This is a genomic window from bacterium, from assembly GCA_035281585.1.
Taxonomy (GTDB): Bacteria; UBA10199; UBA10199; order DSSB01; family DSSB01; genus DATEDP01.
In genome coordinates this window covers 1-23,836 of sequence record DATEDP010000073.1, presented here as the reverse complement: position 1 = coordinate 23,836, position 23,836 = coordinate 1, and the positions used below count along the sequence as shown (strand labels likewise).

The following is a 23,836-nucleotide window of genomic DNA, read 5'->3' as shown; positions in this document are numbered from 1 at the left end:
CTTGCTCCTTTTCAGCCTAGAAAAGGAGGCTTATGTCGCCACCGACCTTGCGAGCTCAACGTCCCCTGCCCCCTAGGCCCTCGATGCCGAAACGAGCCGAATCGCCGCTGCCCTTGACCCACGAGGAATGGGCCCGAAGCGAAACCGGTGCTTCGCTGCGTGGAATAAATTACCTGAAGCGGCTGGAGCGGCGGCGGCTTCGCCAAATCCAGCGCGGCGACTACCGCCTCGAGCCCCGGATCTTGCTGGCGGCGGCCCGCAATGCCATCCTCACCTATCGCGGGACCGGCAGCCACCGCGAGATGTACCAGGCCCTGCACCGCGACCTCCTCAAGGCTTATCCGGGGCTGATCGCCCGGGAGCTGCCCGAGCCGACTTTCAACTATGCCGGCACCGTCACCGGAAAAATCCAAGTCCTCTATTGTTCGCGCAAGGAGTATTTGATTTTCTATTGGACCGCGATCGGTAGCGAGGGCCCATCCGGCCGCTACCGGCGGATGGACGTCTGGGATTTCCTATTGGATGGAAAGCAGCGCTCCGAATCGGAGACCGGCTACGACGCCAATGTCGAGCTCGGCCCCGGCGGAGTCCACTATTTGCCGCGGGGCTCGGCGACCCATTATTCCACTCCCGGCGGCGCCTATTATTTGGAATACGGCCGCAGTGAGGACGTCTGGGCTTCGGCGATGAAGTTCGGCATCTTCGCGCCGGTCCGGACCTTCAGCAAGGACCGAGTGGCGGCCCGCAAGCAGATCCGGCAATGCCTGCGGCTGATGCTGGGGAACGCTTCGAGCCTTAACGGCGAACCGCCAGCGAGCAGCCCCCGCCGGAAATCTCGGGATTGAGCGGGGCCGGGTTCACGGTCGTTTCCACCGTCGCGGTGTTATCGTCGGGATTGTCCTCGTCTTGGTCGGCCGTCACCGAGGCGGTGTTGGTGACGATGCCGCTGGAATTGGGCAAGACCGTCAAAGTGACGTTGGTCGAGGCGTTGGCGGCCAAATCCCCCAAATCGCAGGTGACGGTCGAGCCGGCGCCGGAGCAGAGGCCCTCGGGACTCGCCGAAACGAAGCTCACCGAGTCGGGCAAGGTATCGATTAGCTGCACTCCGGTCGCGTCGCCCGGCCCCCGATTGGTCACCGCCAAGGTATAAACCAGGTTCGTTCCCACCGTGGCCGGGCTGGGCGAGGCCGATTTCGTCAAAGACAAGTCGACCGAGCCGGCGCAAACCCAAAGCAAGGCGTTGGCCATCAGCAAGGCGCCGTCGGTGCTCGCCACCCAGAAGTCGTCGCGCGAATCGGTCGAAGGGGGGAAAAATCCGAGGTCGGCCCGGCGCACCCCGTTGATCAAGCGGGTGGCAACCAAGGGATCGGTGCCGCCGCTCCAATCAGCGATGCGGACGGCCTCGGGATGAAGCCCGTCATCGGGCCGATAGCTGGACTCCCCGCCGTCGAAGCTGGTCACGCCGGCCAGGATCGGATGATCGGGGACGAAGATGGTTCCCAAAGTCGCCTGGCCGCCGCCGCCCTCGTTGGCGGGATCGATGACCCAATAATTGTCGGCATCGAAGCGCCCGGTCCAGGGAACATCGGCGACCGCGAAGACGGCGGCCACGACTCCGCCGCCGCCATCGACGTAATCGGCGAGGTTGTCGCCAAAGGCGACCGAATCGAGGGGACCGGTGTCGGTGTAGGCCAGAATTCCACAATAGCCATTCATTTCGTCGAGGGTCGGAGTCGCGTCCTCGATATTGAAGACATCGACGGCATCGAAGAGGCCGGTTCCTTGAAGCTTGGATTGGACCTCGTCGTTCCATTCCGGAGTCGCCGGCGCCCCCATGATCGCCACGGTTTGCGCCGCGGCCTGAGCCGAGACGAGCCAAAGGAAGGTCAGACTGATCAATGTCCAAGGTTTTTTCATGGAAAGCACCTCGCGAAATGAGTTTTAGGAAGGTCCATAAAAGACCGAGCGACTCGGATTGGCAAGAATTGTTTAATGGGCCTCGGCCCAATTCGCGCCGACCCCGATCTCGACCTTGAGCGGCACTTGGAAGGGAACCGCCTGCTCCATGCCTTGCCGGACCAAGTCGCGCATCGCGTCGATCTCCTCGGCCTTCACTTCGAAGATCAGCTCGTCGTGGACTTGCAGCAGCAAGCGCGAGCCGAGGCCCTTTCGGTCCATCTCGGCCGCGATGTCGACCATCGCCTTCTTGATGATGTCGGCGGCGGTTCCCTGGATGACGGTGTTGAAGGCGATCCGCTCGGCCAGGTTGCGGGCGATGGTGTTGCGGCCTTCGATCTCGGGCACGAAGCGGCGGCGCCCCATCAGGGTGCGGACTTCCTTCTTCTCGCGGGCACCGGCCAAGACCTTTTCCTTATAATCGCGGACTCCCGAATACTTGGCGAAGTATTGGTCAATGTATCGCTTCGCTTCTTGTTGGGTGACCCCAAGTTGGGCCGAAAGACCGAAGGGGCCCTGGCCGTAGACCACGGCGAAATTGACCGTCTTGCCGGCGCCGCGCATGGCCGGCGTCACCTGGGCTTCGGGCACGCCGTAAATGCTGGAAGCCGTCATCCGGTGGACGTCCAAGTCCTCGGCGAAGGCATGGCGCAGGGCCGAGTCGCCCGACAGCTCGGCCAAGACCCGGAGCTCGATCTGCGAGTAATCGGCGCTCATCAAGCGAAATCCGGTGTCGGCGATGAAAGCCCGGCGAATCTTGGCTCCGTCCTCGCTGCGGATCGGGATATTTTGGAGGTTGGGATCGGCGCTGGACAGGCGGCCGGTCTCGGCGATGGTCTGGTTGAAATTGGTGTGGACCCGGTGGGTCGCCGGATCGGCGATGGCGAGCAAGTTGTCGACGTAGGTCGACTTCAGCTTGGTCAAGGATCGATATTCCAAGATTTCCTTCGGAAGCTCGTGGAGCTTGGCCAACTCCGAGAGCACCTCGACGTCGGTCGAATAGCCGGTCTTGGTCTTCCGTTGGACCGGCAAGCCCAGCTTCTCGAACAGGACGGCGCCGAGCTGCTTGGGCGACTGAATGTTGAAAGGCCCGCCGGCCAGCTCATGGATCTTGACCTCTTGCCGCTGAATCCGGTCGCCGAACTCGGTTTGGAGATTCCTCAGGAAGTCCAAATCGAGCTTGATGCCTTGGCGCTCCATCCGGCCCAGGACCAAAGTCAGGGGAATTTCGATTTCCCGGCAGAGCTTGAGTAGGCCTTCCGATTCCAATTTCCCGCGAAAGAGCTCGGCCATCCGCCAAGTCACGTCGGCATCTTCACAGCTGTAGGCGCTGGCTTCCTTCAGCCCGACCTGCGAGAAGTTTTGGCCCTTGGGCACCACGTCCTCGAAGGCGATCATCTTGTGATCGAGATAGCGGCTGGCCAAGTTATCGAGCTTGGGGCTTTGCGAAGGGTCCAGGAGGTAGGACGCCAACATCGTGTCGAACTCCAGGCCCCGGACATGGATCCCATAGCTCAACAGAACTTGGGCATCGTATTTGAAATGCTGAGCGACCTTTGGAATCGCGGCATCCTCGAGCAGGGGCTTGAGCTGCTCCAAGGTCGGCTCCAACGGCAATTGGCTCTCGGCTCCGGCATGGCCCAGCGCCAGATAATAGGCTTCGCCCGGCGCCAAGGCGAAAGAAAGCCCCACTAATTTGGCCTTGAGCGGGTCCAACGAATCGGTCTCGGTGTCGAAGGCGAAGGATTTGGCGGACTGGATCCGCTCCAGAAACTTTTCGAGCTCGGCGGCCTGGCTGACCAAGCGGTAACCTTCGGTGGAAAGGCCGGCCGCCTTGGCCGGCGCCGGGGCCCCGGAGCCTCCGTATTCCTTGGCCAAGGCGTGGAATTCCAGCTCGCTGAACAGCTTTCGACATTCCTCGGAATTCGGATCCCGGCAGCGCAGATCCTCGAAGACCAGCTTAAAGGGAACGTCCTCGTGGAGAGTCGCCAATTTTCGCGAAAGAAAGGCCTGGTCCCGGTAAGTCTGGAGGTCCTGCCCTTTCTTGCCCGGAATCTCGCCGAGATGCTCGTAGACCCCTTCCAAATTCCCGTACTTTTGAATCCATTGGCTGGCCGTTTTGGGGCCGACGCCGGGGACTCCGGGAATGTTGTCGCTGGAATCGCCCATCAGCCCCAGGACGTCGATCACTTGATCGGGCCGCACGCCGAACTTCTCCAAAACCCCGGCTTCATCGATCCGCTTGTCCTTCATCGTGTCGAGCAGGACGATGTGGCCGTTCACCAGCTGCATCAAATCCTTGTCGCCGGTCACGATGACGACCGGCTGCTCCTTGGGGATGATCTTCTTGGCCACCGTCGCGATGATGTCATCGGCCTCATAGCCCGGGATCTCGATCTGGGGAATGTTGAGCACCTCGACGACTTTCTTGATGTAGTCGAATTGAGGGGCCAAATCGTCGGGCGGGACCTCGCGGTTGGCCTTGTACTCGGCGTAGTCGTTCTTGCGGAAGCTGGGCTCCTTGGAGTCGAAGACCATCAGGAGATATTCGGGCTTCTCGTCCTTGATCAGCTTGAGCAGCATCTGGGTGAAACCGTAGATCGCGTTGGTCGGGAGCCCCTTGGAATTGCTCAGGTGGCGGATCGCGAAGTAAGCGCGGAAAATGTAGGACGAGCCGTCAACTATGTATAAAGCCGGGTTTTCGGACATGGGAGATCTATAAATTGGCTTGGACGCCGAGGCAAGCCGGCGCTAAAATTTGGCTTTGACCTCTCCCCCTTGCGGGAGAGGCCGGTTCGCCGAAGGCGAACCGGGAGAGGGGGCATGGCAAGCGAAGATGCTGCTTGTGCCCTCCCCCCTCTCCCGCCCTACGGGCACCCTCCCCCACGAGGGGGGAGGGAAATATGGAGGGAAGAAGATGAAACGTCACCCTCATGAAACCACCGTTCTCGCTCTTTTCCCCAACGCCGACCAAGCCCGGGCCGCCATGGAGGCCCTTTCGCCCCTGCCCCTCACGGCCGGCGACGTCAGCCTCATCCTCAGCGAGGAGGCCTACGACAAGGAAGAATTGGTCAGGATGGTCGGCAGCGACTTCCTCCACGAGGAGTCGGTGCGGGCCGGCAAGTTCGGCGGGATCTTCGGCGCCGTCGTCGCCGGCCTCACCGCCACCGCGGCCATGATCGCCGCCGGCGCCGGACTGCTCGCGGCCGGTCCGATCGTGGCCATCATCGCCGCCGCCGGCGGCATCGGCGCCAGCCTCTTTTCGGCCGGCTTCACCGAGGAGCAGGCCAAGCGGATCGACGACGGGCTCCGTCAAGGCGAGGTCTTGGTGATGGTCCATGCCGAGAGCAAGGACCTGGCCCACCGGTCCGAGGAGATATTCCGGCAGCATCACGCCGACCGAATCCACCACCATCATTGATCTTGCTTATTCATGGTCGGACGATTCGCCGTTGCGCATCAGGAAAGCGAGGGCGTTGCGCCGCCGCTGGAAGAGCTTGAAGAGCGGGAACTGATCGATCCACGCGGCATGCTCCTGGTAGAAGGGCTCGAGTCGGCGCTGGAGGATCGCCGCGGTCTCGGCTTCGACTTCGCCGAAGGGCCTTTCGTAAAGCGGGGCCAGCTCTTGGAACATCGCTTCGCGGCTGGAATTCGGCGAATCGCCCTCCAGATAGAGGCGGAGCAGTGCCGGATTCACGCCCTCGACCCTGCCGGTCAGGGCTTCTTCCAGCGGCATCGATCGCAGATTGATCAAACGATAATTCAAGTCCGCATGGCCGGTGCTGGCGGCATAGCGTTCATAGTCGCGCAGGAAGGGATCGAGCCGCATGCCTTCGTAGAAATGAATGGAGTTGATTCCCTGATAGGCCGGCTCGTCCGGGTAAAGGCTCTTGAGCCGGCTCATCAAGCCGTGATTCAGCACCATCGGCCGATTGTCCCGCCCGCGAAAGACCGAGAAGGAGTCGATCATCTGGCCGCCGGAGTATATCCCGATCAATGTCCCCCGCTCCGGCCGAGTCAGCGCCGATTTGATGCCTTGGCTGACCGGGCCGCCGAAATAGCCCAACAGCATCGGCCAACCGGGATTGCTCTGCAGGAAATTCTCGATCAAGCCGCCGTGGGCCTGACCGGTGTTCCGAACCGACTGGGGCGAAACGTGCTGGCCCGGCGGTAAGGAGCGGCGCAGCCGCTCGACCAGCGGTCCCAGCTCATCGAAGTAAGCGCGGTTGGGCCCCTCCCGCTCGCGGCGCTCGGCAATGATCCGGGTGTCGCCCAGCATCAGGGCCAAGCGGTCATTGGGCCGGACCCTTTGATAGGAATCGAGGATGCTGCGCAAAGTCATCTCGAGCTCGGCTCGCTCCCGGGCGTGCTCCAGCGGATCGAGGCCTTCGACGTTGACCTCGGTGAGCAGGCGGCTGCCTTCGGGGAAGCTGCGCAGGAAGGCCCCGAGCTGGGTGATCCGGTCCATCACCCGCTGGCCGTCGACCCGAATGTAGGCCCGGTAGACGTTGGGACTCTCGGAGTCGCCGGCCATCCGGATGACGAACATATTCCCATAGGGTGGGCGGATGATCGGGCTTCGGGCGACGCGCAGCGGCTCGCCCTCCTTCATCGCGGCGATCAAGCGCAAGGTAAGCTCGTACTCTCGGGCGGCCTGCTCGGACGAGCGATCGCCGGCCCGGCGGAATCGGTCGAGAATGCGCAATTGCTGATCGAGCCGGTTCATCGCCGTTTCCGAGCGCTGGGCCAAGGCCCGGCGCAAGCGGCCGGCATCGATTCCGGCGAAATCGCCCTGCAAGGCCCGCCGCACCGTATCCGGGACCCGCGGCGGCAGCACCAAGGGGCTGTTGGGGTTGAAGGCCGAGTAGCCTCGGTACAGCTCCGCAGGAAGGCGCCGGCGCTCCACCGGCTGGCCGGAATGGTTGTAGTACTGAGTCATGGGCAGGAGGCTGTTGACGCCCTCTTCCGTCATCTTGGGCGTGACCCCATCCTCCTCCATCGGCAGAAGTTGACGAAGCTCGAAGGGGGTTCCGCGCAGGCGCCATTGATTGTAGAGCGACTGGACCATCCCGCGCTTCGGATTGCGAGTGCTGGCGATCTTGGTGTTATTGACCACCCGGTTCAGAACGAAGTCGCGCAACGCTTGCCGGTCCATCACGTCGACTTCGCGGGCATCGCGAAGCAACCGTTGGATCTCTTCGATGCTGATCTGGGTGCAGCGCCAATAATCGTCAGCCACCTCCAGCCGGTAATCCGGATCCCGTGTCCGAATTTCGGTGTCATTTTCACGCAGCAGGCTCCGCATCACCCCGTAGAACAGCGGATTGCGAATCTCGGTTTCGTAGCGGCCTTGCAAGGCCCTAACATCGACCGCGCCACTTTCCATTTGGGCCGCCACGGCCTCGGCGGCTTGAAAACCGGCCAGAAGGCTGGTGACGTTCTTCATGGCCTTGCCTAGCTCGGTCGAGTGCTGATGGTGCGAAACCGATGCCTCGAGGAAGTCGCTGGAACCGGAGGGGCCGGCGAAAACCCGGGCCACCAGCTCGGCCGCCGGCGAAGAGCGGGGCACGGCTCCTTCGGGCCCGGCAAAGACCATCCGAACCTGCTCGCCGTTCCACAGCCGCTTGCCCGGAATGAATCCGCCGCCACTCACGATGGAAACATCGGTGCGGCTATTGGCTTCCAAAGCGCGTCGAATCAGCTGGTAAGGCAGCAAAGAGCGCCCCTCTTCCAATCCCTCGCGGTAAAGCCCCAGGTTTTCATGGGCGATGAAGCCGCCGATGACCTCGAGTAGGATGGCGTTCTCCGGAAGACTGCGGAGATATTCCGGCGTCAGGATCTTATGGAGTTGGTCGCTGGGCACGTTGAGCAGCTGAAGACGGACGGTGCGCTGCAAGGCCTCCTGGGTCAAACCGCGGTAGCCGCCGGGGCCCACCGCTTCGATCGGGGGATCGTAGAGATAATTGAGCTGGATTTGGCGCAAATTGATCTTGGCCCGGTTGGTTCCGCGGTTGTTGATCTCGGCGGCCTGAGCCGGATCGCGGGCGGTGGCGAAGAGCCTGGTCCGCCAAGAAAGGCCGCCCGGCCGGATGTTATGGCGGTAAAGTGCCAGCATCCCCATCATGTCGCCGGAGCCGATCGAGAGAATCGCCTTATCCGGCTGAACCACCTCTTGGCCGACGGCGATCCGTCCTTGGGGCGCTTCGAAGGTCGGTCCCAAGTGCTCGGAGAGGCGGGATTTTAGATTTTCATAATGGGCGAAAAGCTCCGGATCCATCGCCGCCTCGAAAGCTTGGAAGGCCGCCTGGTTCTCGGAGCGCCGCAAGTACTCGACGACGCCGACCAGCTCGTCGGCGCTGCGCAGGGCCTGGCGGTAATTCTCGGGCAAGCTGTCGAAGGGTGCCCCTCGCTCGAAAGTGCCGGCTTCGAAGAGCACGTCCTGGATCCGGGTCGAAAGAGCCATCGCCAAGCCGTCGCCCAAGTGCATCTCGTTCGCCCGGCCGATCTGGCTCGGCTGCAGGCTGATCGGCTGGAGAATTTCACTCTGCACCTGCTCCGAAAGCAAGCCCAGCAGCTTCTGGGGCTTGAGCTCGGGCTCCATTCGGTCGACGATGACGCCGTTGCCGTTGCGATTCACGTTGGTGCGGCGAGGAAGCGGCGGCCCCTCGGACACCCGCGGCGTCGCGATGCCGGATTCCGACAATTCCCCGGGGCGGCCCGACCCCGGGCCTTCGGGGTTGCCGTTCATCATCATCACGAAGTCGGGCGCTTGAGCCGGCCGGCTTCGCCGCGGCGCAACCGCTCCGGCGCCGGCGACGGCCTCGACCAAGCCCGAACCGGAGCCGGGAAAGAGATTCTCCCAGCCGGCGCGAAGCCGGGCCCTTTGGTTGGCAAAGACGTCGCTCTCCATCATCCGAGAGCGCCGCTCCAAGCTTTCGGTATAGGCGTGGAAGCGCTCGCCCATCATCCGGCGCGAAAGATTGCCGCCGACGTTGAATTGCATCAGCAGGATGAGAGAATCGGTCAAAGTGGTGGCGCCGTCGACGTGGGGACGCAGCCCCGCCATCTCCTCGAGACGGTGGCCGGCCATGATGCCGCCGAGCATGCCGACCTGGGGGACCAAGCGCTGGCCGATCGAACCGAGACCCGAGAGCCGCGTCGCCTGTCCAAGGGCATTGGGTTGATGGGCCCAGCGCAGCGCGCCTCCACTCAGGGCCCCGCTGAGCTTCAAGGCGCCCAAGGTCAGGCCCAAGCCGGCCAGCTCCCGCAGGTTGCTTCGGGCATCCCAAGCTTGGACGCCGGGATGGAGGATTTCATTGAGCCCCTTGGTCGTCCCCCAGAAAACCGGAACTTCGGTCAGGAAGGCTCCACTGGAGGCCAAAGCCCGGGCGCCGAGCACCGTTCGGCCCGAAGCCAGGGTCCGGGCCAGCAAGGCGCTGCGGACGCTCGTGAAGGCGAAGCTGCCGGCGGCCATGCCGACCAGGGTCACCGGATTGCTGGCCTCGCGGACGAAGCGCCGGGCCAAAAACTCCACTCGGGCGCCGGCCGGGCCTTTTCCCTCGATCGCGTCGAGCCGCGCCGCGGCCCGGGCCCGCAAGCCATCGGGAATCCCTTCGAGCAAGGCCGCGCCGTCCTCGCCGCGGTGGCGAAGCAGCTCATAGACCAAGGCGGCGCTATCCAGGCGGTCGGCGGCTTCTTGCCGGCTGGCCCAATGAAAAAGCCCCTCGCCGAAAAGCTCGGCGTCGCTTTCGCCGGCCAGCGCGAGCAGCTCGGCGCGGGCGGCCGTCGGAACTCGCTCCTCGAGGCGGCGGCGGGCATCCGGCGAAAGATGCTCGAGGGCCGCGGCCAAGTTGCGGGCCCGGCCCGAGCTCAAGACACTTTGTAGGGAAGTGGAACCGGTTTCGCCGTCGACGGCGGCGAGATGGTCGAGCAGACGGGCGACCTGAAAGCCCGAGTTCAAGCCTCTCCGGTCTTCCGCCGCAAGCGGCGGGCGGAAAGGGCCGTTTGCGAAGCCGGTCGACAGGCCCCCCGACCTGAGATTTGCGCTGTCCGTCGTCATATTTAACCAGCCGATATCACTGGTGTTTTTACCTATATCCGGATGGAAAAGCTCTGCCACACTTTTCGGCAAAAATCCGAAATGGTTGTGGATACTTATCTGACCTCGGCCGACCTAGGACGGCGCCGCATGAAGCGGAAGCGCCTGAAAAGCTCGAAAAGTGGATTTCGGCGGAGGGCGGTCTCCCCGCCATTTTCGCTCATGTAGGCGCTGAGATAGGGTTGAGCCAGCTCGATGAAGCGCTGCCGCGACACGTCGGGCGGAAGCTCATAGAGAGGCGCCGAGCGCCGCAGGAGCTCTATCGAGGCCGGCGAACCTTCGGTCAGGAACAGCTTCAAGAGCCCGGCATTCACTTCCGGGATGCTGCCGACCATCGCATGCTCCACCGGAGCGTAGGCGATGGGCAAGGTCCGAACCTGGGTCGGACCGTAGTTTTGAAGCTCGGAGTACTCGCGATAATCGCGGAGGAAGGCGTCGACGGTCAGGCCCCGAAAATAGTCCAGGGCCGTCATGTTCTTGTACTCCGGCTTGTCCGGGAAAACCTCGGCGAAGCGTCGCATGAGGTGATGGGAAAGAATTCTCGGCTCGGTGGCGTTGTAACGATAGACCGCGAAGGTGTCGACCAGCTCTTCGCCGACATAGACCCCCATCAGAGTCGCCTTCTCCGGCCGAGTCGCCATGGCTCGAATGCCGGATTGGATCGGACCCGGAGCCGGTCCCATCAGCATCGGCCACCCGCTTCCGCTGCGCAAAACCTCGTCGATGGCCTGCGAAGTGCCGTGGCGGCTGCGCCGGAAAAGCGCCCGGACCTCCTCGGGGCCCGGCGCCGACTCGCCGCCTTGCACCCATTGGGCCAAGGGAACCAAGGCCGTGTAAAACTCGGGGGCCGGGGGTTCGGCCGTCCCCTGCTTTTCATCGTTGGGCCGGCGATCGAGGCTTAGTTCAATCGATCCCGGTCGATGGCGGCGGAAAGCCTCGGTGATCTCTTGCGTGATCATTTGCAGCTCGTAGAGCTGCTTGAAATTGGTGGCCCGGGTGGCCAGGTTGGGAATGCGGACCTGGACATCCACGTTTTCATGGGGCGGGAAACTTCGCAGGAACATCCCCAAGCTGGTCATCCGGTCATGGATGGCCTCGAGCCGGATCCGAAGAAAGGCCTGATGGGTGAGTCCGCCGCTGTCTTGGCGCTGGATGATGAAAGCGTTTTCGTAAGGGCCGAGGTGAATCGGGCTACGGATGATCCGCACCGGATTGCCCTTTTGCATGGCTTCGGCCAGACCTCGAAGCAGCTCGCCTTGGCGGTAAACTTCCTCCATCCGGTCGTTTTTTTCCGAATCCGGGCTCTTGGCCTCGAGATGGGCCAAGAGCGCCATCCGGCGGATCTCGTGGTTGAGGATCCGCAGCGCGTCTTGGCTGCTGCCTTCGAGCAGCGGCCGCAGCCGCGAAGCCGGCAAGCCGATCTCCTGCAAGCCCTTCTGCAGATTGATGACTCCGATGTCCTCGGGCTTGTCCTCGATCGCCATCCTCAGGTAATCGCCGACCCGCGGCGGCGGCTGGACGGCCCGGCCGAGGAAGGCTTGGTGCAAGTCGTAGACCGCGGTCGGAAGGCGCCGGCGCTCGATGTACAAGGAGGTGTCGTCGTAGAAGCGGAGCAAGGGTCCGAGGCTGTCAACGCCTTCGGTGGTCACTTTGGGACCGACCTCTTCATAAGTGAAAGCCAGCCCCCGGTCGGCCCAGCCCTCGAAAAGAGCTTGGGCGATGCCGCGCCGAGGATTGCGGGTGCTGGCGACGTGGCGTTCCGGGCTGAAGACGTTGTCCTGAAGAAACTTGGTGATATCGCCGGGCGCGGCCTCTTCGACCTTCAAGGCCTCGGCCCGCCGGGTCACCTCGACCAAGTTTTCGAATTCGATCTTGGAGCAAGAGTCGAAATCGTTGAACACCGCCGGGTTGTAACGGGCCCGCAAGGGCTTGATGCCCTCATTGTTGACGAGAAGGCCTTGCATCATGTTCCAGATGTCCTCGCGAACCTTGGAGTAACGGCTGCGACCCAGCTCGAAGAGCTCCATCCACCGCGGATTGTTGCGTTCGACGCTCGATTGATCCCGGACGACGCCGCGGGCGATGCGGCCGGCTTCGTAGCCCACCATCAGGGTGAAGACGTTCTTCGCGACTTTGCCCAAATTGTTGGAGCGATCCCAGTGCGAAACCGTCGCCGAGAGGAACTCGCCCATATAAGTGTTGGGGCCATCGGCGCCGGAGAGGAGCCGGGCGATGAGCGGGGCCGCCGGCCGCGGGCTTCCCCGCTTGACCAGGTCCTCGCGAGTCGAAAGGTTGACCTCGACATGCTCACCCCGCCAGAGCTTATCGCCGGGGATGTAGCCGGCCATGCTCACGACCTCGACGTCGTCGCGGCCATAGCGCTCCAAGCGCTCCCGGATCAGCTCAAAAGGCAATCGCGGCCTTTCGATGCCGCCGTTGAGCAAGCCGCCGATGGCCGAAACCAGGATCGCGCCCTCGGGGAGATTGCGAACGTAATCTTCGCTCAAGAAGCGGTCGAGGACCGTGCTCGGCACATTGAGGAGCTGCACCCGCACCCGGCGGAACAAGGCCGTGGCCAAGGGGTCGCGGTTGTGAATCGGCTCGATCGGAATGTCGTGCTCGTAATTGTGGCGCACCGGCTTGGTGAAGTTGGGATTCTTGCCCTCGCGGCGAATGCCGTTGACGATCCGGGCGTCGGCGTCGGTGGCGAAATAGCGGCTGTACCATGGCCGTCCGCCGGGACGGGATTGCCGCATGATCGCCTTGAGCAACGATGACATGTCGCCGGTTCCGTGGGACAGCACCGCCTCGTCGGCTTGGATGACCTCGGAGCCTCGGGCGATGTCGCTCCGAGGCATCGTGAAACGCGGGCCCCGTAAAATCGGGATCAACTCGACCAACTCCCGATAAACCCGCCGATGCTCGGGCGAGAGCTGGGTTTGGACGGCGGTGCTGAGCTCGGACTGGTTGGAACGCAGGGCGAATTGGGTCACCTGCATCAGCTCGGACGCGGCTTCCAAGTTCTGGCGAAATTCGGCCGGAAGGCTCTCCCAATTCGGAAGAATCGAATAATCCAGCCGCCACCGATCGGCGGTGAGGGCTCGCAGGGGCTCGTAGTCTGGATGGGAGAAAATCCGGGCGATCCGGCGGTTCAAGGCCTCGCCGACGGCGCTGCCCAATTCGGCGTCGGACACGCCGTCGCGCCCCTCCCCTTCCAAATGGTTCTCGATCTCGCGCAAGACCTCGCGGCCTTGAAGGGCTTGCAGGATCTCGGGAGCCGGCATCGGGCGCTCGAAGCGATCGTCGGCGCTTCGGCCGGTCCGCGGAGTCAGCCGCGGCGCTTCGCCGCCGCCCGCCCCGGTCGACATCATCGGCCGAGCGAGGTCGCGGGCGCCCTCGGTTCCAGCCGACCAAGCCGGTTGGGACCTCCCGGTCTCGCCGGCCGCCGCCATGGCCAGGGCCGGAAAGCCGAGCCCATTGCCGAAGCCGCCGTTCAGCCCGCCGAATCCGGGGACGCGGGCTTGGGCTTCCAGGCTCCGGCTGCGCAGCTCGAGCTCGCGGCTATAAGCTTGAAAGCGCGGGCCCAGCAAGCTTTGCGAAAGTCGGCCGCCGACGTTGAATTGGAGCAGCGTCGCGATGCCGTCGCTCCAAGCCGACCCGGCATCGACCGCCGGACGCAAGCCCAGCGATGTTTCCAAATGATGGCCGATCATGATGCCGCCGAGCATGCCGACTTGGGAAGCCAGCCGCTGGGTGAGCGGGTTGGGCCGCGCCCAGGCGACGCCCCGGCCCACCGCCGCCCCGCTGAGCTTCAGGGCGCCCAAGGTCAGAGCCAATCCGCCGAGCTCGCGAAGGTTTTGCGACATCTCCCAAGATTGACTGCCGGGATGCAGGAATTCGTTGAGACCCTTGGTCGTGGCCCAAAAGGCCGGGACCTCGGTCAAGAAAGCGCCGCTCGAGGCCAAGGCCCGGGCGGCGAACACCGGCCGACCGGCCGCCGTCAAACGGGCCAGGAAAGCCGCTCGGGCGGTGCCGAAGACCAGGCTTCCCGCCGCCATGCCGGCGATCGCGACCGGATTGGTGGCCTCCTGGCAGAAACGTCGGGAGAGATGCTCGACCCGGTCGCCGAATCGGCCGCCGCCGCCGAGCACGGCCAAGCGCCGGCTGACCCGGTCGCGAAGTCCCTCGTTGATCTGAAGGCCGGGATGATTTCCATTCAAGAGCTCGTAAGCGCGAAGCGCGCCGCCAAGGCGGTCGGCATCCTCTTCGCGGCGGGCCCAATGGTAAAGGCCTTCGGCCAAGAGCTCGGGATCTCGTTCCCGGGCCAGCGAATTCAATTCATTTCGGGATGATGTCGGAAGCGCGGAGTCACGGCTCAACTCGGCGAGCGTCGCCGAGTGCGTGCTTTCCCCTTCTGGCCGGCGCGAAGCGGGACTTTCGCCGGCAAGCCTCACCAACTCCTGCATAAGCCTCCCTCGTGAAGACGGTGCAAGGAAGGTTTTCCCCGGATCCTTGGCGCCCTCGGCTCGTGTCTTGAAGTGGAAGGTTCAAATCAGAATCGGGCGGGGAAGTCAAAAGGAAAGCATCAAATAGGTGTCATCCTGAGCGCCAGCGAATACCCAAACTACGGGCACAAGGGACCTGCGACCACCTTGGTGGGTATGAGATCCTTCGTCGCTTCGCTCCTCAGGATGACCTTGCCTGCAAATACGTCCTCGCCAATTCGGCGTAATGTTCGGCCGACGCCTTCAAGCCGGCGATCTCCTCCTCGGTCAAGGGCCGGCGGGCTTTGCAGGGCGAGCCCAAGGCCAGGACCCGCGGCGGGATGATCGTCCCCGGAGTGACCAGCGAGCCGGCGCCGATCAAGCTTTCCTCGCCGACTTCGCAACCGTCGAGCAGGATGGCCCCCATCCCGATCAAGGCCCGGCTCTTGACCCAGCAGCCATGGAGGATGACGCGGTGTCCCACGGTGACTTCGTCCTCGATGACGGTCGCGTGAGTGCCGGAGGTCACATGGAGGACCGAGAGGTCTTGGATATTGGTCTTCTTGCCGATTGAAACCGGAAAGACATCGCCCCGGATCACGGTGTTGAACCAAATCGAGGAACCCTCGCCGACGGTGACGTCGCCGATGAGCCGGGCCCCCTCGGCGACGAAGACGCCCTCGGCCAAAACCGGCTTTTTATTTTTATAGGGAAGGATCATGAGCTAGCAGCACTTGTCGTGGGCCCGGGTGTAGAGCCGGTTGCCTTGGAAGAGCAGCGAAGCGGCGAGGATGAAGAGCGCCGCACCGAGGATGGCCCCGACTCCGTCGGCCAGGGCGTCGCCCACCGAAGCCTGACGTCCGGGCACGAAGAGCTGGTGAAGCTCGTCGAAAATTCCCAAAGCGGTGGCCAAAGCCGCGCCGGCAGCGGCGCCACCGAAGCGCGAAAGATCCCAGCTCAGCATCGCGCCCCGGGTGGTGAAGAAGCCCATCAAGGCATACTCCAGGGCATGGACCACCTTGTCGGTGCCGTCGGTCACATGGACCCGCAGCGAAGAGCAAACGAAGATCACCGCGGCAAAGGCGAGCACCGGCGACCAATTTCGAAGGAAGTTTTTCATAGTCTTTACCCTGTCATCCTGAGCGCCAGCGAATACCCATACTGGGCACAAGGGACCTGCGACTACCCTGGTGGGTAGGAGATCCTTCGTCGCTCCGCTCCTCAGGATGACCGGCCCGGCAGGGCCGGTCACATCTTGTATTTGCCGAAATCTTCCGGCGAGAGGTTCTCCAAAATTTCGGTCCACTTCTGCTGCTTGGCCTTGTCCTCGTCGATGTTCTTCGAGAGATCGATCCGCCGCGATTTCTCCATCACCCGGCGGTCGACGAAGATCGGCGAGCCGGTGCGCAGCGCCAAGGCGATGGCGTCGCTGGGCCGCGAGTCCATCACGAACTCTTCGTCGTCCTTCTTGAGGTGAATCTTGGCGTAGAAGGTGTTGTCGGCCAGGTCGTTGACCTCGACCTTGGTCACCTCGACCTCGAGCTCCCGGAGGATGTTGCGGAACAGGTCGTGGGTCATCGGCCGAGCCAGCTGGATCTTCTCGAGCTCGGTGGCGATCGAGGAGGCTTCGATCAGGCCGATCCAGATCGGCAGCGCCATCTTCTCCTCGAAATCCTTGAGGATGATGATCGGCATATTGGTGAAGGGGTCGATAGTCAGCCCGGTGACCTTCATCCGGATCAAGGGCGACTCGCCCTCTTCCAGCCCTTCTTTTTCTTCAGTTTCCGACATCGCGTTCTCCGATCAAAGAATTGGGCCCGGCATGGCGGATCCTCAGCGCCAAGAAATGCCCGACGTCGTCCTCGGAGCCGGCGAAATGGACGACATGGTTCTGGGAGCTTCGGCCATAGTAGGTGCCGCCGCTCTTGGAAGGCCCTTCGACCAGCACTTCGAGGCGGCGGCCGACTTGGGCGGCGTTCTTTTCGTAGGTGATTCGGTCCTGCAAATCCTGAAGCCTCCTCAGGCGCTCCTGCTTCACCTCGGCCACAACGTCATCGGCGAAGTAAAGCGCCGCGGTCGTCTTGGGGCGCGCCGAGTAGACGAAGGAGTAGATCGAATCGTAGCGCAGCTCCTCAAGCAAGTCCATGGTGGCCTCGAAATCGGCCTCGGTCTCGCCGGGGAAGCCGACGATGACGTCGGTGCTCACCGCCAAGTCGGGCCGGGCGGCCCGCAGCTTGGCCAAGCGCTCGACGTAGAAAGCCCGGTCGTAGCCGCGATACATCCGCTCCAAAACGGCGTCCGATCCCGACTGCACCGGCAGGTGGAAATGCGAGGCCAGCTTGGGATTGGCCCGGAACTCCTCGATCAGCTCGTCGGAGAGGTCCTTGGGATGGGAGGTGGTGAAGCGGAGCCGCCGGATCGCGGTCCGCTCGGCGACCATCCGCAGCAAGCGGGCGAAAGAGACCGCGTTGGGGTCCTTGGCGTGGCGGCCGACGCCGTAGGAGTTGACGTTCTGGCCGAGCAAGGTCACCTCGCGGGTGCCGCGCTCGGCCAGCTCGGCGACCTCGCGGACGATCTCCTCGGAATCGCGGCAGACCTCGCGGCCTCGAACGAAAGGCACGATGCAGAAGGAGCAAAAATTGTCGCAGCCCTTCATGATCGTCACGAAGGCCTTCAGCGCCCCCTCTTCTTCCTCCGGCAGCAGGTTCAAAAATTGATAATCCTCGCGACGCTCGAGCTTGACCGCCGCCAAATGACGGCCGCCCTCGCGGCGGACCTTCTCGACCAATTCCGGAATCCGGGCGGTGTGGTCGGGACCGACCACCAAATCGAGATAAGGGAAGCGCTTCTGGAGATGCATGCCCTCGGCCTGGGCCTGGCAGCCGGTGACCGCCAGCACGGTTTCCGGATTTTTCAACTTGAGGGAGCGGAATCGCCCGACGTCGCTGTAGACCTTCTGGCTGGCTTTTTCGCGGATGCTGCAAGTGTTGATGAGGATGACCGATGCGGCCTCGGGATCGGCGACCGGCAAATAGCCTTGCTTGGCCAGCAGCCGGCCCATTTGGCTGCCGTCGAGCTCGTTCATCTGGCAGCCGTAGGTCTTGATGTAAAAAGTCTTCTCCATCGGTCGATCCCGAAGGGAAGATCTAGCGGCTTGGGGGTGGGCTGTCAATCAGGGCCGTCATCCTGAGCGCCAGCGAATACCCATACTGGGCACAAGGGATCTGCGACCACCTTGGTGGGTATGAGATCCTTCGGCCCCTTCGGGACCTCAGGATGACATTCCCGCCACGGTCAATCCGCTGAGCCGCGCCGTGCGCGCCAAGCCGGCCGGAACCGGCGCCGAAAGGGTCGAGGCCGGGCCGGAGCTTGCCCCCAGCTGGGCCTCGGCTTGGCTGCGAATCTCGGCATCCAAGATATTGCCTTCGGAGTCGGCCAAGCCGATGCGCTGAGCCACCGCGAGGTAGGGCGAAACCGCCGCCGGGTCATGGCGCCGGGCCTCGAGAACCCGGCAGGCCAAACCGAGCCGGCGGTTGCGCAGCAAGGCGGTCTCGTCGACCTCGCTGCTCTGGAAAACCCGCCCGAGCAAGGCATGCTCTTGACCGGCCCGCAGACTTCCATGCTCGTCGAAGATTCGGCCGAGCTCGGCATTTTCCGGAAGCTGCATCTGATTGAGCGAGGCCAAATCGCGGCGGACGGTGTGGAGGCGGATCTCGCTCAAGGCATGCTCGACTTCGCTTCGGCTCAGATCGTAGCCCCGGAATTGGTTTTGGATGTAGGCGACCGGGTCGGAAGCATCCCTCCCCTCGCCACCGAGACGGCGGCGAACGGCCGGATCGGCCAAGTGCTCGGCGATGAGCGCCACCGGCAATTCCCGCCCTTCGATCCGGCGAACCTCGGGCAGCCGGCTTTCGCCGCGGAGCGAGCTCCAATCGACCCTCGAATAAAACTCCGGAGTCAATTCCTCACCCTGCCCGCCGAAGAGCAAGCTGTGGCGGAGGGTCTCGTCGGTCGCCTGGGAAGTATGCAGCGAGAATGCCCGGATCTCGCCCTCGGCCTGAATCCGGTGGCGGTTGGGAACGAAGCCGCTGCCGGTCAGCTCCACCGAATCCCACCAAGAGGCGATCTGGGGCGCGACCATCTCGAAAACGCCGTCGATCGGGCGGCGGAGGAAGCTCTCATCGGCGTCGTGAAGCTGGTTGGCCCGTTGGTAGATCATGCTCATCCGGGCCGAGCCTTCGCCGCCGTGGTACAGACGGTTGGCGCCGGCGAACATCATGTCGGCGATGAAGCCGGCGGCAAAGGCCCGGCTGGCCACGCGCATCCCGCGACTGCTGAAAATGGCCGGACCGCGGTTGCCAAGAGCGATGCGGTAGACGTCGGGCAGGAAGAAGGATCCCATCCGCACGACATGGCGGGCGGTCGAGCCCTCCTCGAAAGCCTGGCCGATGGTGCGGTCGACGATGGCCGAGGACATCAGGCCGGGCCCCATGCCCCAGGCGGCCCGGAAGGGCATCGCGGCCAAGCCGCGGACGCCGTTGAAGGCCATGCGGGCGCCGCTGCCCTCGAGAGCAAAACTTCGGCCGAGCGAGGCGGTCAAAGCCCGCCCCAGTCCCGGCCGAGCCTCGAAACCGTATTGCAAGGCCAAGCCGCCACCCGCCTGCACGGTCCGGGTGGTGACGTAGTTGAACGAGGTCCCGAGGGAACGATTGATCAAGACTTCGCTGACCGCCGAAGTGCCTTGGTTCAAGAGGTGGCTGGCACCGGTCACGAACATGAAGCGCTCGTGGGGTCGGGTCCGCTGGTCGAGCCCGATCTCGGTGGCGAGGTACTCGGCGCCGAGCATCCCGGCCACGCCGACGGTCAGGCCGGGGCCGCCCTCGATGAAGCGATTGCGCAAATTGTCGGCGTAGCGGTTGGGATTGTTTCGCAGATGAGCCTGGCCCTCGCTGCTCTGGGTCCAGGCCAGCAGGCGGTCGAAGCTCATCCGTTCGGAGGAGATGCCGAGCAAGGTCCCGCCGTTGCTGGCCATGCTGGCCGCGGCGACGAGATGGGGCACCCGCGAGGGCATGATCCGGAGCCGGCGGGCCAGCAAGTTGACGTCTTGCTGAAAATAAACCGGCGAATCGACCCGACGGACGTCGCCGCGCGAATCCTCGACGATCGGCGCCCGGTCGTTGGAATGAGGAAATCTCGAGGCGACGAGGCCGCGGTTGCGATACTCGGGCGGGCTTTCGCCGACCCGGCGGACGTAAATCTCGTCGGCGGTGGTCTGGGCCTGCTCGAAGAAGCCGCGGAGGAAGAAGCGACCGTCCTTCACCAAGCCGCCGTTCCAGGGCTGGGCGTAACGATTCCCGCCCAAGGTCTCGCGGGCATTGTGCAAAGTCTCGACCAAGGTCGGATAGATTCGCTGGAATTCGGAGGGCGAGAGGAAGCTCTGATAGCGGCGCAGGACGTCGACCGCCTTGAAGCCATGAAGCTGGCGGCGCAAGGGCGTGTCGAGGTTATCGGTGGTGCTCTGCCGGAAATAGGTCCGGACCTGCTCGACCTCGGGGCCGAATTCGCCGAAGCGGGCTTGAGCCCGGCGAACCACCGCCTCTTCGAGGCGCGAATAGTCCCACTCGAGGATCAAGCCGCGATAGCGCTCGGGATCGACGTTGAGCTCGCGGCGCACGAAATTCTGAATCTTCGAGGGCACCCGAAGATCGGCATCGTAAGGTTGGCTTTGCTGGAATCGGCGGAAGAATTCGGTCTGGAGCTCGACCGCGTGGTTGACCCGGTTGTCGTAGGCCGCGAAGGCCCGGCGATAGCGCTCGATCTCGGCCGGCGGAACGGTCCGGTTGAGCCACTCTTGGTTGAGGGCGCCGTCCTCCCGGAAAGGCAGGACGTCCGGATCGAAGCCCATCCGCCGCAAGGTCTCGTCGGTGATGCCGAGCTTTTCCTCGGTCGGGCGCTCGGCTTCGCGCTGCAGCAAGGTCTCGCGGACCCGCATGTAGAGCGCGTTGATCCGTTGGGGGGTCCCATCCAGGGCCGGCAGCTCGCCGGACCGCGGCTGCAGGGCCTCTTGGGCGAAGCGATGCAGCTCCTCCCAATGGGGATGATTGTGCTGAAAGGCGAGCGCTTCGGCCACGACGTAATCGCGGATTCCGTCGACGTCGACCAAACCGCCCATGTCGAGATGGGTCGGCCGAAAATCGGCGGCCCAGCGCAGCCGGGTGTCCATCGCCTGCTCGGCCAAATCGACGCTGGCGGCGACCCAGGGCGGCCGGGCGCCGTTGGCCCGCAGGGCCAAATTCTCGACGCTGTTGGCGACCGCATCGACGATCATATGCGGGACGTTGAGAATGTTGGGATGGTAGGGCCGGCTCAGAAGATAGCGAAGGAAGATAGCGGCCTTCTGCCCCGGCCCGGTCCGCACCGACTTTCGGTTGTCGAACATCTCTTGGAAGAGCCCCGGCGGCAGGATCCGGAGAGCCTGGACGTTGCCTTCCTTCAAAGGGTAGCCGACTCCATCCATGTTCCCCTGGTAGTGGGCGTTCATCCCCATGAAATCGAGGACCATGTCGCGGCCGTTGGCGCCGAAGATGTAGTCCATTGAGTGGCGCCAGGGATGGTAGGCGATGTTGTGGATATCGACCCGCGGCGTGTCGCCGTAACTTAAGATGGCGATCTCGCCGTGGTTCGGCAGGGCATCCAATCCGGCTTGGATATTGGTCGCGAATCCGCCGCCGCTCGGGCCGGTGTCGACGAAGATGAAGCGCTTGCCGCGGCTGGCGATCTCTTCGGCGAAATGGTTTTGGAAGGCATTGAGGACCACGCCGACATCGGGCGTGCCGACGACCACGACGTCGCGAACCGCCGGCGAGCGCAGCGCATCCATGAAGCGGTAGGCGATGACCGGGACGCCGCGCACCGGCATGGTGAACTTGGACGGGCTGTTGCCCTTGATCAGGAGGTTGGGCTGGGCCCCCTTTCCGATCTCGGCCTCGGCGTAATCGGCGATGTCCTGGAAAACCTCGGGCCGGCTTTCGTCGCCCGGATTGTAGCCGGCCAAGATCAACATCTGGTGAATGGGATTCTCGGTGCGGCCGAGCCTTTGATCCACCGTTTCGAAAAGCGAGGCGTGCTGGGAATAAGTTCGAGAGTGATCGGCGCCTTCCAAGCCGAAGAAGCGGCCGAACTTCCTCGCGCCATAGGTCACCCAACTGATCCGATGCGGACTGCGGCGGCTGGTGCCGTTGCTGGCGATGTTGAGCCGGGTTTGGGCCCAGAGCTCGCTATTGAGGTTCCAGAACTCCGCGCCGCGCGCGCGACTGGCCGCTGCCCGTTCGGCCGCGGTGTTCTGCCACTCGAAGCGAAGGCGGGCCAGGTTGCCGGCCGTGATCTGATGGGGCCCGTCGAGCCGGTGCTCTCCATCGTAGATCGCCAGGACGTTCGGGCGCCTCGACAAATGCTCGACCAAACCCGGCGCGATGATGTTCTCGACAACCACCCCGTCGCGGCGGAAGCGCTGGACCTGGCGGGGCCCCTTGAACCAATCGAAGATCCGGTACTTCTCATAGGATCGAAACTGATCTCGGAAGCGGCGTTGGATCAGGTCCTCGCCGGTGAAAGACGGCTGGGTCATCATGTCGAGGCTGCGGCCGATGAGCGCGGCCTGGGACTTCAGCAAATGAGACTCGAACTCGGCCCGCGAGACCTGGTCCGGGCGCAGCTGCGGCTCGCCCTGCTCGCCTTGAGCCCGATAATGGGGATTTCCCGGCTCGTTCAAATGGACATAGGTGCCTTCGGAGGGCAGCAGCGAGGCCCGCATGTCGTAATAGAAAGTCCCTTCGCGCCAGAGCGAAGTGTCCAAAATTCCCATCTTGAAGGGGACCGGACCCTGGGTCGTCTCGAGGGTCAGGTTGTAATAGACCATCCCGCGCCGGGAGAGGGCCAAGTTCCGCTCCAAGGTCTCGTGATTCCAGCCCTGATATCCCGCCAATCGCCGCAAGATGGTGTCGGCGTCGCCGACCACGTTGAAGTCGGGCTTTTGATCGTGGTTCCAGAAGCCCACCGGGGTGTTGGGCTGGAGAAAACCGGGAAAGGATCCGAGCTGCTGAACGACTTGGGCGCCGCGGCCGGCGTTGGAGAGGCGGTCGGCGATGAAATCGTGAACGATCGCGTCGCGGACGTCGCCCAAAGTTCGGATATCGCGGAGGCTTCGGATCGGATTGGTCGGCTCGGAGCGAAGCTGGAGCGTCGGTGCGGCGCGGAAGCGCCAAATCGGATCGCTGGTTCGGGAAGATCGCCCGGCCGAAGGGTCGGGGGCCGGCGCGGCGGCGGGGTCGGAGCTGGCCGGAGCTTCGGTCGAAGACAAGCTCGGCGCGGACGAAGGACGAATCGGCGTCATGCGGAACCTTTACCTCGAAAAAAAATCAACAACGCCCGGGGAGCAATCCGGATGCACACGAAAAGGGATGGCTATGTTTGGCTTATCGCTAATCGTATTGCTTAGTTGTCAGAAAATCGTGGACGAGGGGCTACCTTTTCTTGACGCGAAATGTAAAGACCGAATCACTCCGAAAAAGGCTGCGCTGCGTCATAAATTTCTTTGTAAAAACTGCAACTTTCGCTGGATTTCGACGAAAAATTCCTTCAGAGATGAATTACCTGGATTCGAGGAGAGGTAATCTGAAATGACACCCCCGGGTAACGGTGAACGGCCGCCGCGCCGTCTGACCCTGGTCCAGCCCGCAGATCACAATGCGGCGCGGGATGTCGCGCCCTCCGAGCCGGTGACGCCGAGCTCGCCGCCCGCTTCGATCCGGCCTTCCCTGACGACTTTGCCGCCCCGCTCCGCCGACTTGGCGGGCTTAAGCCGTCTCCTCGCCGGCCAAGCCGCATCGGTGAACCAACACCAGCTGATGCAAAGCTATTTGGCCGAGCTGGCCAATCCGACGCCCAACCGCGGCTACGACTTCAGCCTCGACATCGCCCCCAACCGCTATCAAATCACCCAAGCCGCTCCGGGCGAACCCATCGAGGTGACGGTCACCAAGCCACCGGCTTCAGGCTCGAGCACCGCCGGCGACGCCATGACGGTCATCACCATGACTTATCTGCCCGACGGCCGCTTTCATAGCAGCCAGGGCCGGACCCCTCACCCGGCGCCGCGTCGTGGCTCCGAATCCTTTTTCCATGACACTCTGACCGGCCGCCTCTCCGAGAATGCGGTCCGGATTTTCCAAGGCGGCCAACTTTTCATCAAGATGGAAAGCGCGCTCCAAGCCCTGGAGGGTCGCTTCGTTCCCGACAG

At 63.5% G+C, this 23,836-nt stretch carries 12 protein-coding genes; 3 read left to right on the top strand and 9 right to left on the bottom strand.

The window, feature by feature from the left end; translation table 11 throughout:
- The first annotated feature begins 32 nt into the window (after positions 1–32).
- On the top strand, positions 33–845 hold the full coding sequence (locus tag VJR29_05770; GenBank protein HKY62912.1) for a hypothetical protein: 813 nt from the start codon (positions 33–35) through the stop codon (positions 843–845).
- On the opposite strand, the gene VJR29_05765 is transcribed toward VJR29_05770, so the two are convergent.
- A complete protein-coding gene (locus VJR29_05765; GenBank protein HKY62911.1) occupies positions 796–1,917 on the bottom strand; it encodes a DUF11 domain-containing protein in 1,122 nt (373 codons plus the stop codon). The two genes, VJR29_05770 and VJR29_05765, sit on opposite strands and share 50 nt — an antisense overlap.
- 72 nt (positions 1,918–1,989) lie before the next feature.
- Positions 1,990–4,665 carry a DNA polymerase I gene (gene polA / locus VJR29_05760; GenBank protein HKY62910.1) on the bottom strand — a complete coding sequence of 892 codons (2,676 nt, stop codon included), beginning with the start codon at positions 4,663–4,665 and terminating at the stop codon, positions 1,990–1,992.
- A 208-nt stretch (positions 4,666–4,873) separates the two neighbouring features.
- Between polA and VJR29_05755 the strand changes: the two genes are divergently transcribed.
- The gene (locus VJR29_05755; GenBank protein ID HKY62909.1) at positions 4,874–5,377 is read left to right on the top strand and encodes a hypothetical protein; all 504 of its coding nucleotides are present in this window, start codon (positions 4,874–4,876) and stop codon (positions 5,375–5,377) included.
- 6 nt (positions 5,378–5,383) lie between these two features.
- Here VJR29_05755 and VJR29_05750 read toward each other — a convergent pair whose 3' ends face one another.
- The 7 genes from VJR29_05750 to VJR29_05720 all read right to left on the bottom strand — a co-directional run bounded on the left by VJR29_05750 (position 5,384) and on the right by VJR29_05720 (position 22,930).
- Positions 5,384–9,916, bottom strand: coding sequence for a hypothetical protein (locus tag VJR29_05750; protein ID HKY62908.1), 4,533 nt, complete (start codon positions 9,914–9,916; stop codon positions 5,384–5,386).
- Positions 9,917–10,110: 194 nt separating this feature from the next.
- Positions 10,111–14,391 (bottom strand): hypothetical protein, encoded by a 4,281-nt coding sequence (locus VJR29_05745; GenBank protein HKY62907.1) that lies wholly within the window; start codon positions 14,389–14,391, stop codon positions 10,111–10,113.
- A gap of 349 nt (positions 14,392–14,740) precedes the next feature.
- Positions 14,741–15,259, bottom strand: coding sequence for a gamma carbonic anhydrase family protein (locus VJR29_05740; protein HKY62906.1), 519 nt, complete (start codon positions 15,257–15,259; stop codon positions 14,741–14,743).
- 3 nt (positions 15,260–15,262) lie between these two features.
- Entirely contained in the window at positions 15,263–15,790 is a 528-nt protein-coding gene (locus tag VJR29_05735) for a VanZ family protein (protein HKY62905.1), read from the bottom strand.
- On the bottom strand, positions 15,787–16,329 hold the full coding sequence (locus VJR29_05730) for a bifunctional nuclease family protein (protein HKY62904.1): 543 nt from the start codon (positions 16,327–16,329) through the stop codon (positions 15,787–15,789). The genes VJR29_05735 and VJR29_05730 overlap by 4 nt, the downstream gene beginning before the upstream one ends.
- A complete protein-coding gene (gene miaB, locus VJR29_05725) occupies positions 16,316–17,662 on the bottom strand; it encodes a tRNA (N6-isopentenyl adenosine(37)-C2)-methylthiotransferase MiaB (GenBank protein ID HKY62903.1) in 1,347 nt (448 codons plus the stop codon). The genes VJR29_05730 and miaB overlap by 14 nt, the downstream gene beginning before the upstream one ends.
- Before the next feature lie 147 nt (positions 17,663–17,809).
- Positions 17,810–22,930 (bottom strand): hypothetical protein, encoded by a 5,121-nt coding sequence (locus VJR29_05720; protein HKY62902.1) that lies wholly within the window; start codon positions 22,928–22,930, stop codon positions 17,810–17,812.
- A 286-nt stretch (positions 22,931–23,216) separates the two neighbouring features.
- Here VJR29_05720 and VJR29_05715 point away from each other — a divergent pair.
- Positions 23,217–23,836, top strand: a 620-nt coding sequence (locus tag VJR29_05715) for a hypothetical protein (protein HKY62901.1), incomplete at its 3' end; no start/stop codon positions are given.

What these genes read in the sequence shown, in the direction of transcription:
- miaB (HKY62903.1), bottom strand. Translation starts at nt 17,662, where the DNA reads ATGGAGAAGACTTTTTACATCAAGACCTACGGCTGCCAGATGAACGAG.
- VJR29_05755 (HKY62909.1), top strand. Translation starts at nt 4,874, where the DNA reads ATGAAACGTCACCCTCATGAAACCACCGTTCTCGCTCTTTTCCCCAAC.
- polA (HKY62910.1), bottom strand. Translation starts at nt 4,665, where the DNA reads ATGTCCGAAAACCCGGCTTTATACATAGTTGACGGCTCGTCCTACATT.
- VJR29_05730 (HKY62904.1), bottom strand. Translation starts at nt 16,329, where the DNA reads ATGTCGGAAACTGAAGAAAAAGAAGGGCTGGAAGAGGGCGAGTCGCCC.
- VJR29_05740 (HKY62906.1), bottom strand. Translation starts at nt 15,259, where the DNA reads ATGATCCTTCCCTATAAAAATAAAAAGCCGGTTTTGGCCGAGGGCGTC.
- VJR29_05770 (HKY62912.1), top strand. Translation starts at nt 33, where the DNA reads ATGTCGCCACCGACCTTGCGAGCTCAACGTCCCCTGCCCCCTAGGCCC.
- VJR29_05765 (HKY62911.1), bottom strand. Translation starts at nt 1,917, where the DNA reads ATGAAAAAACCTTGGACATTGATCAGTCTGACCTTCCTTTGGCTCGTC.
- VJR29_05720 (HKY62902.1), bottom strand. Translation starts at nt 22,930, where the DNA reads ATGACGCCGATTCGTCCTTCGTCCGCGCCGAGCTTGTCTTCGACCGAA.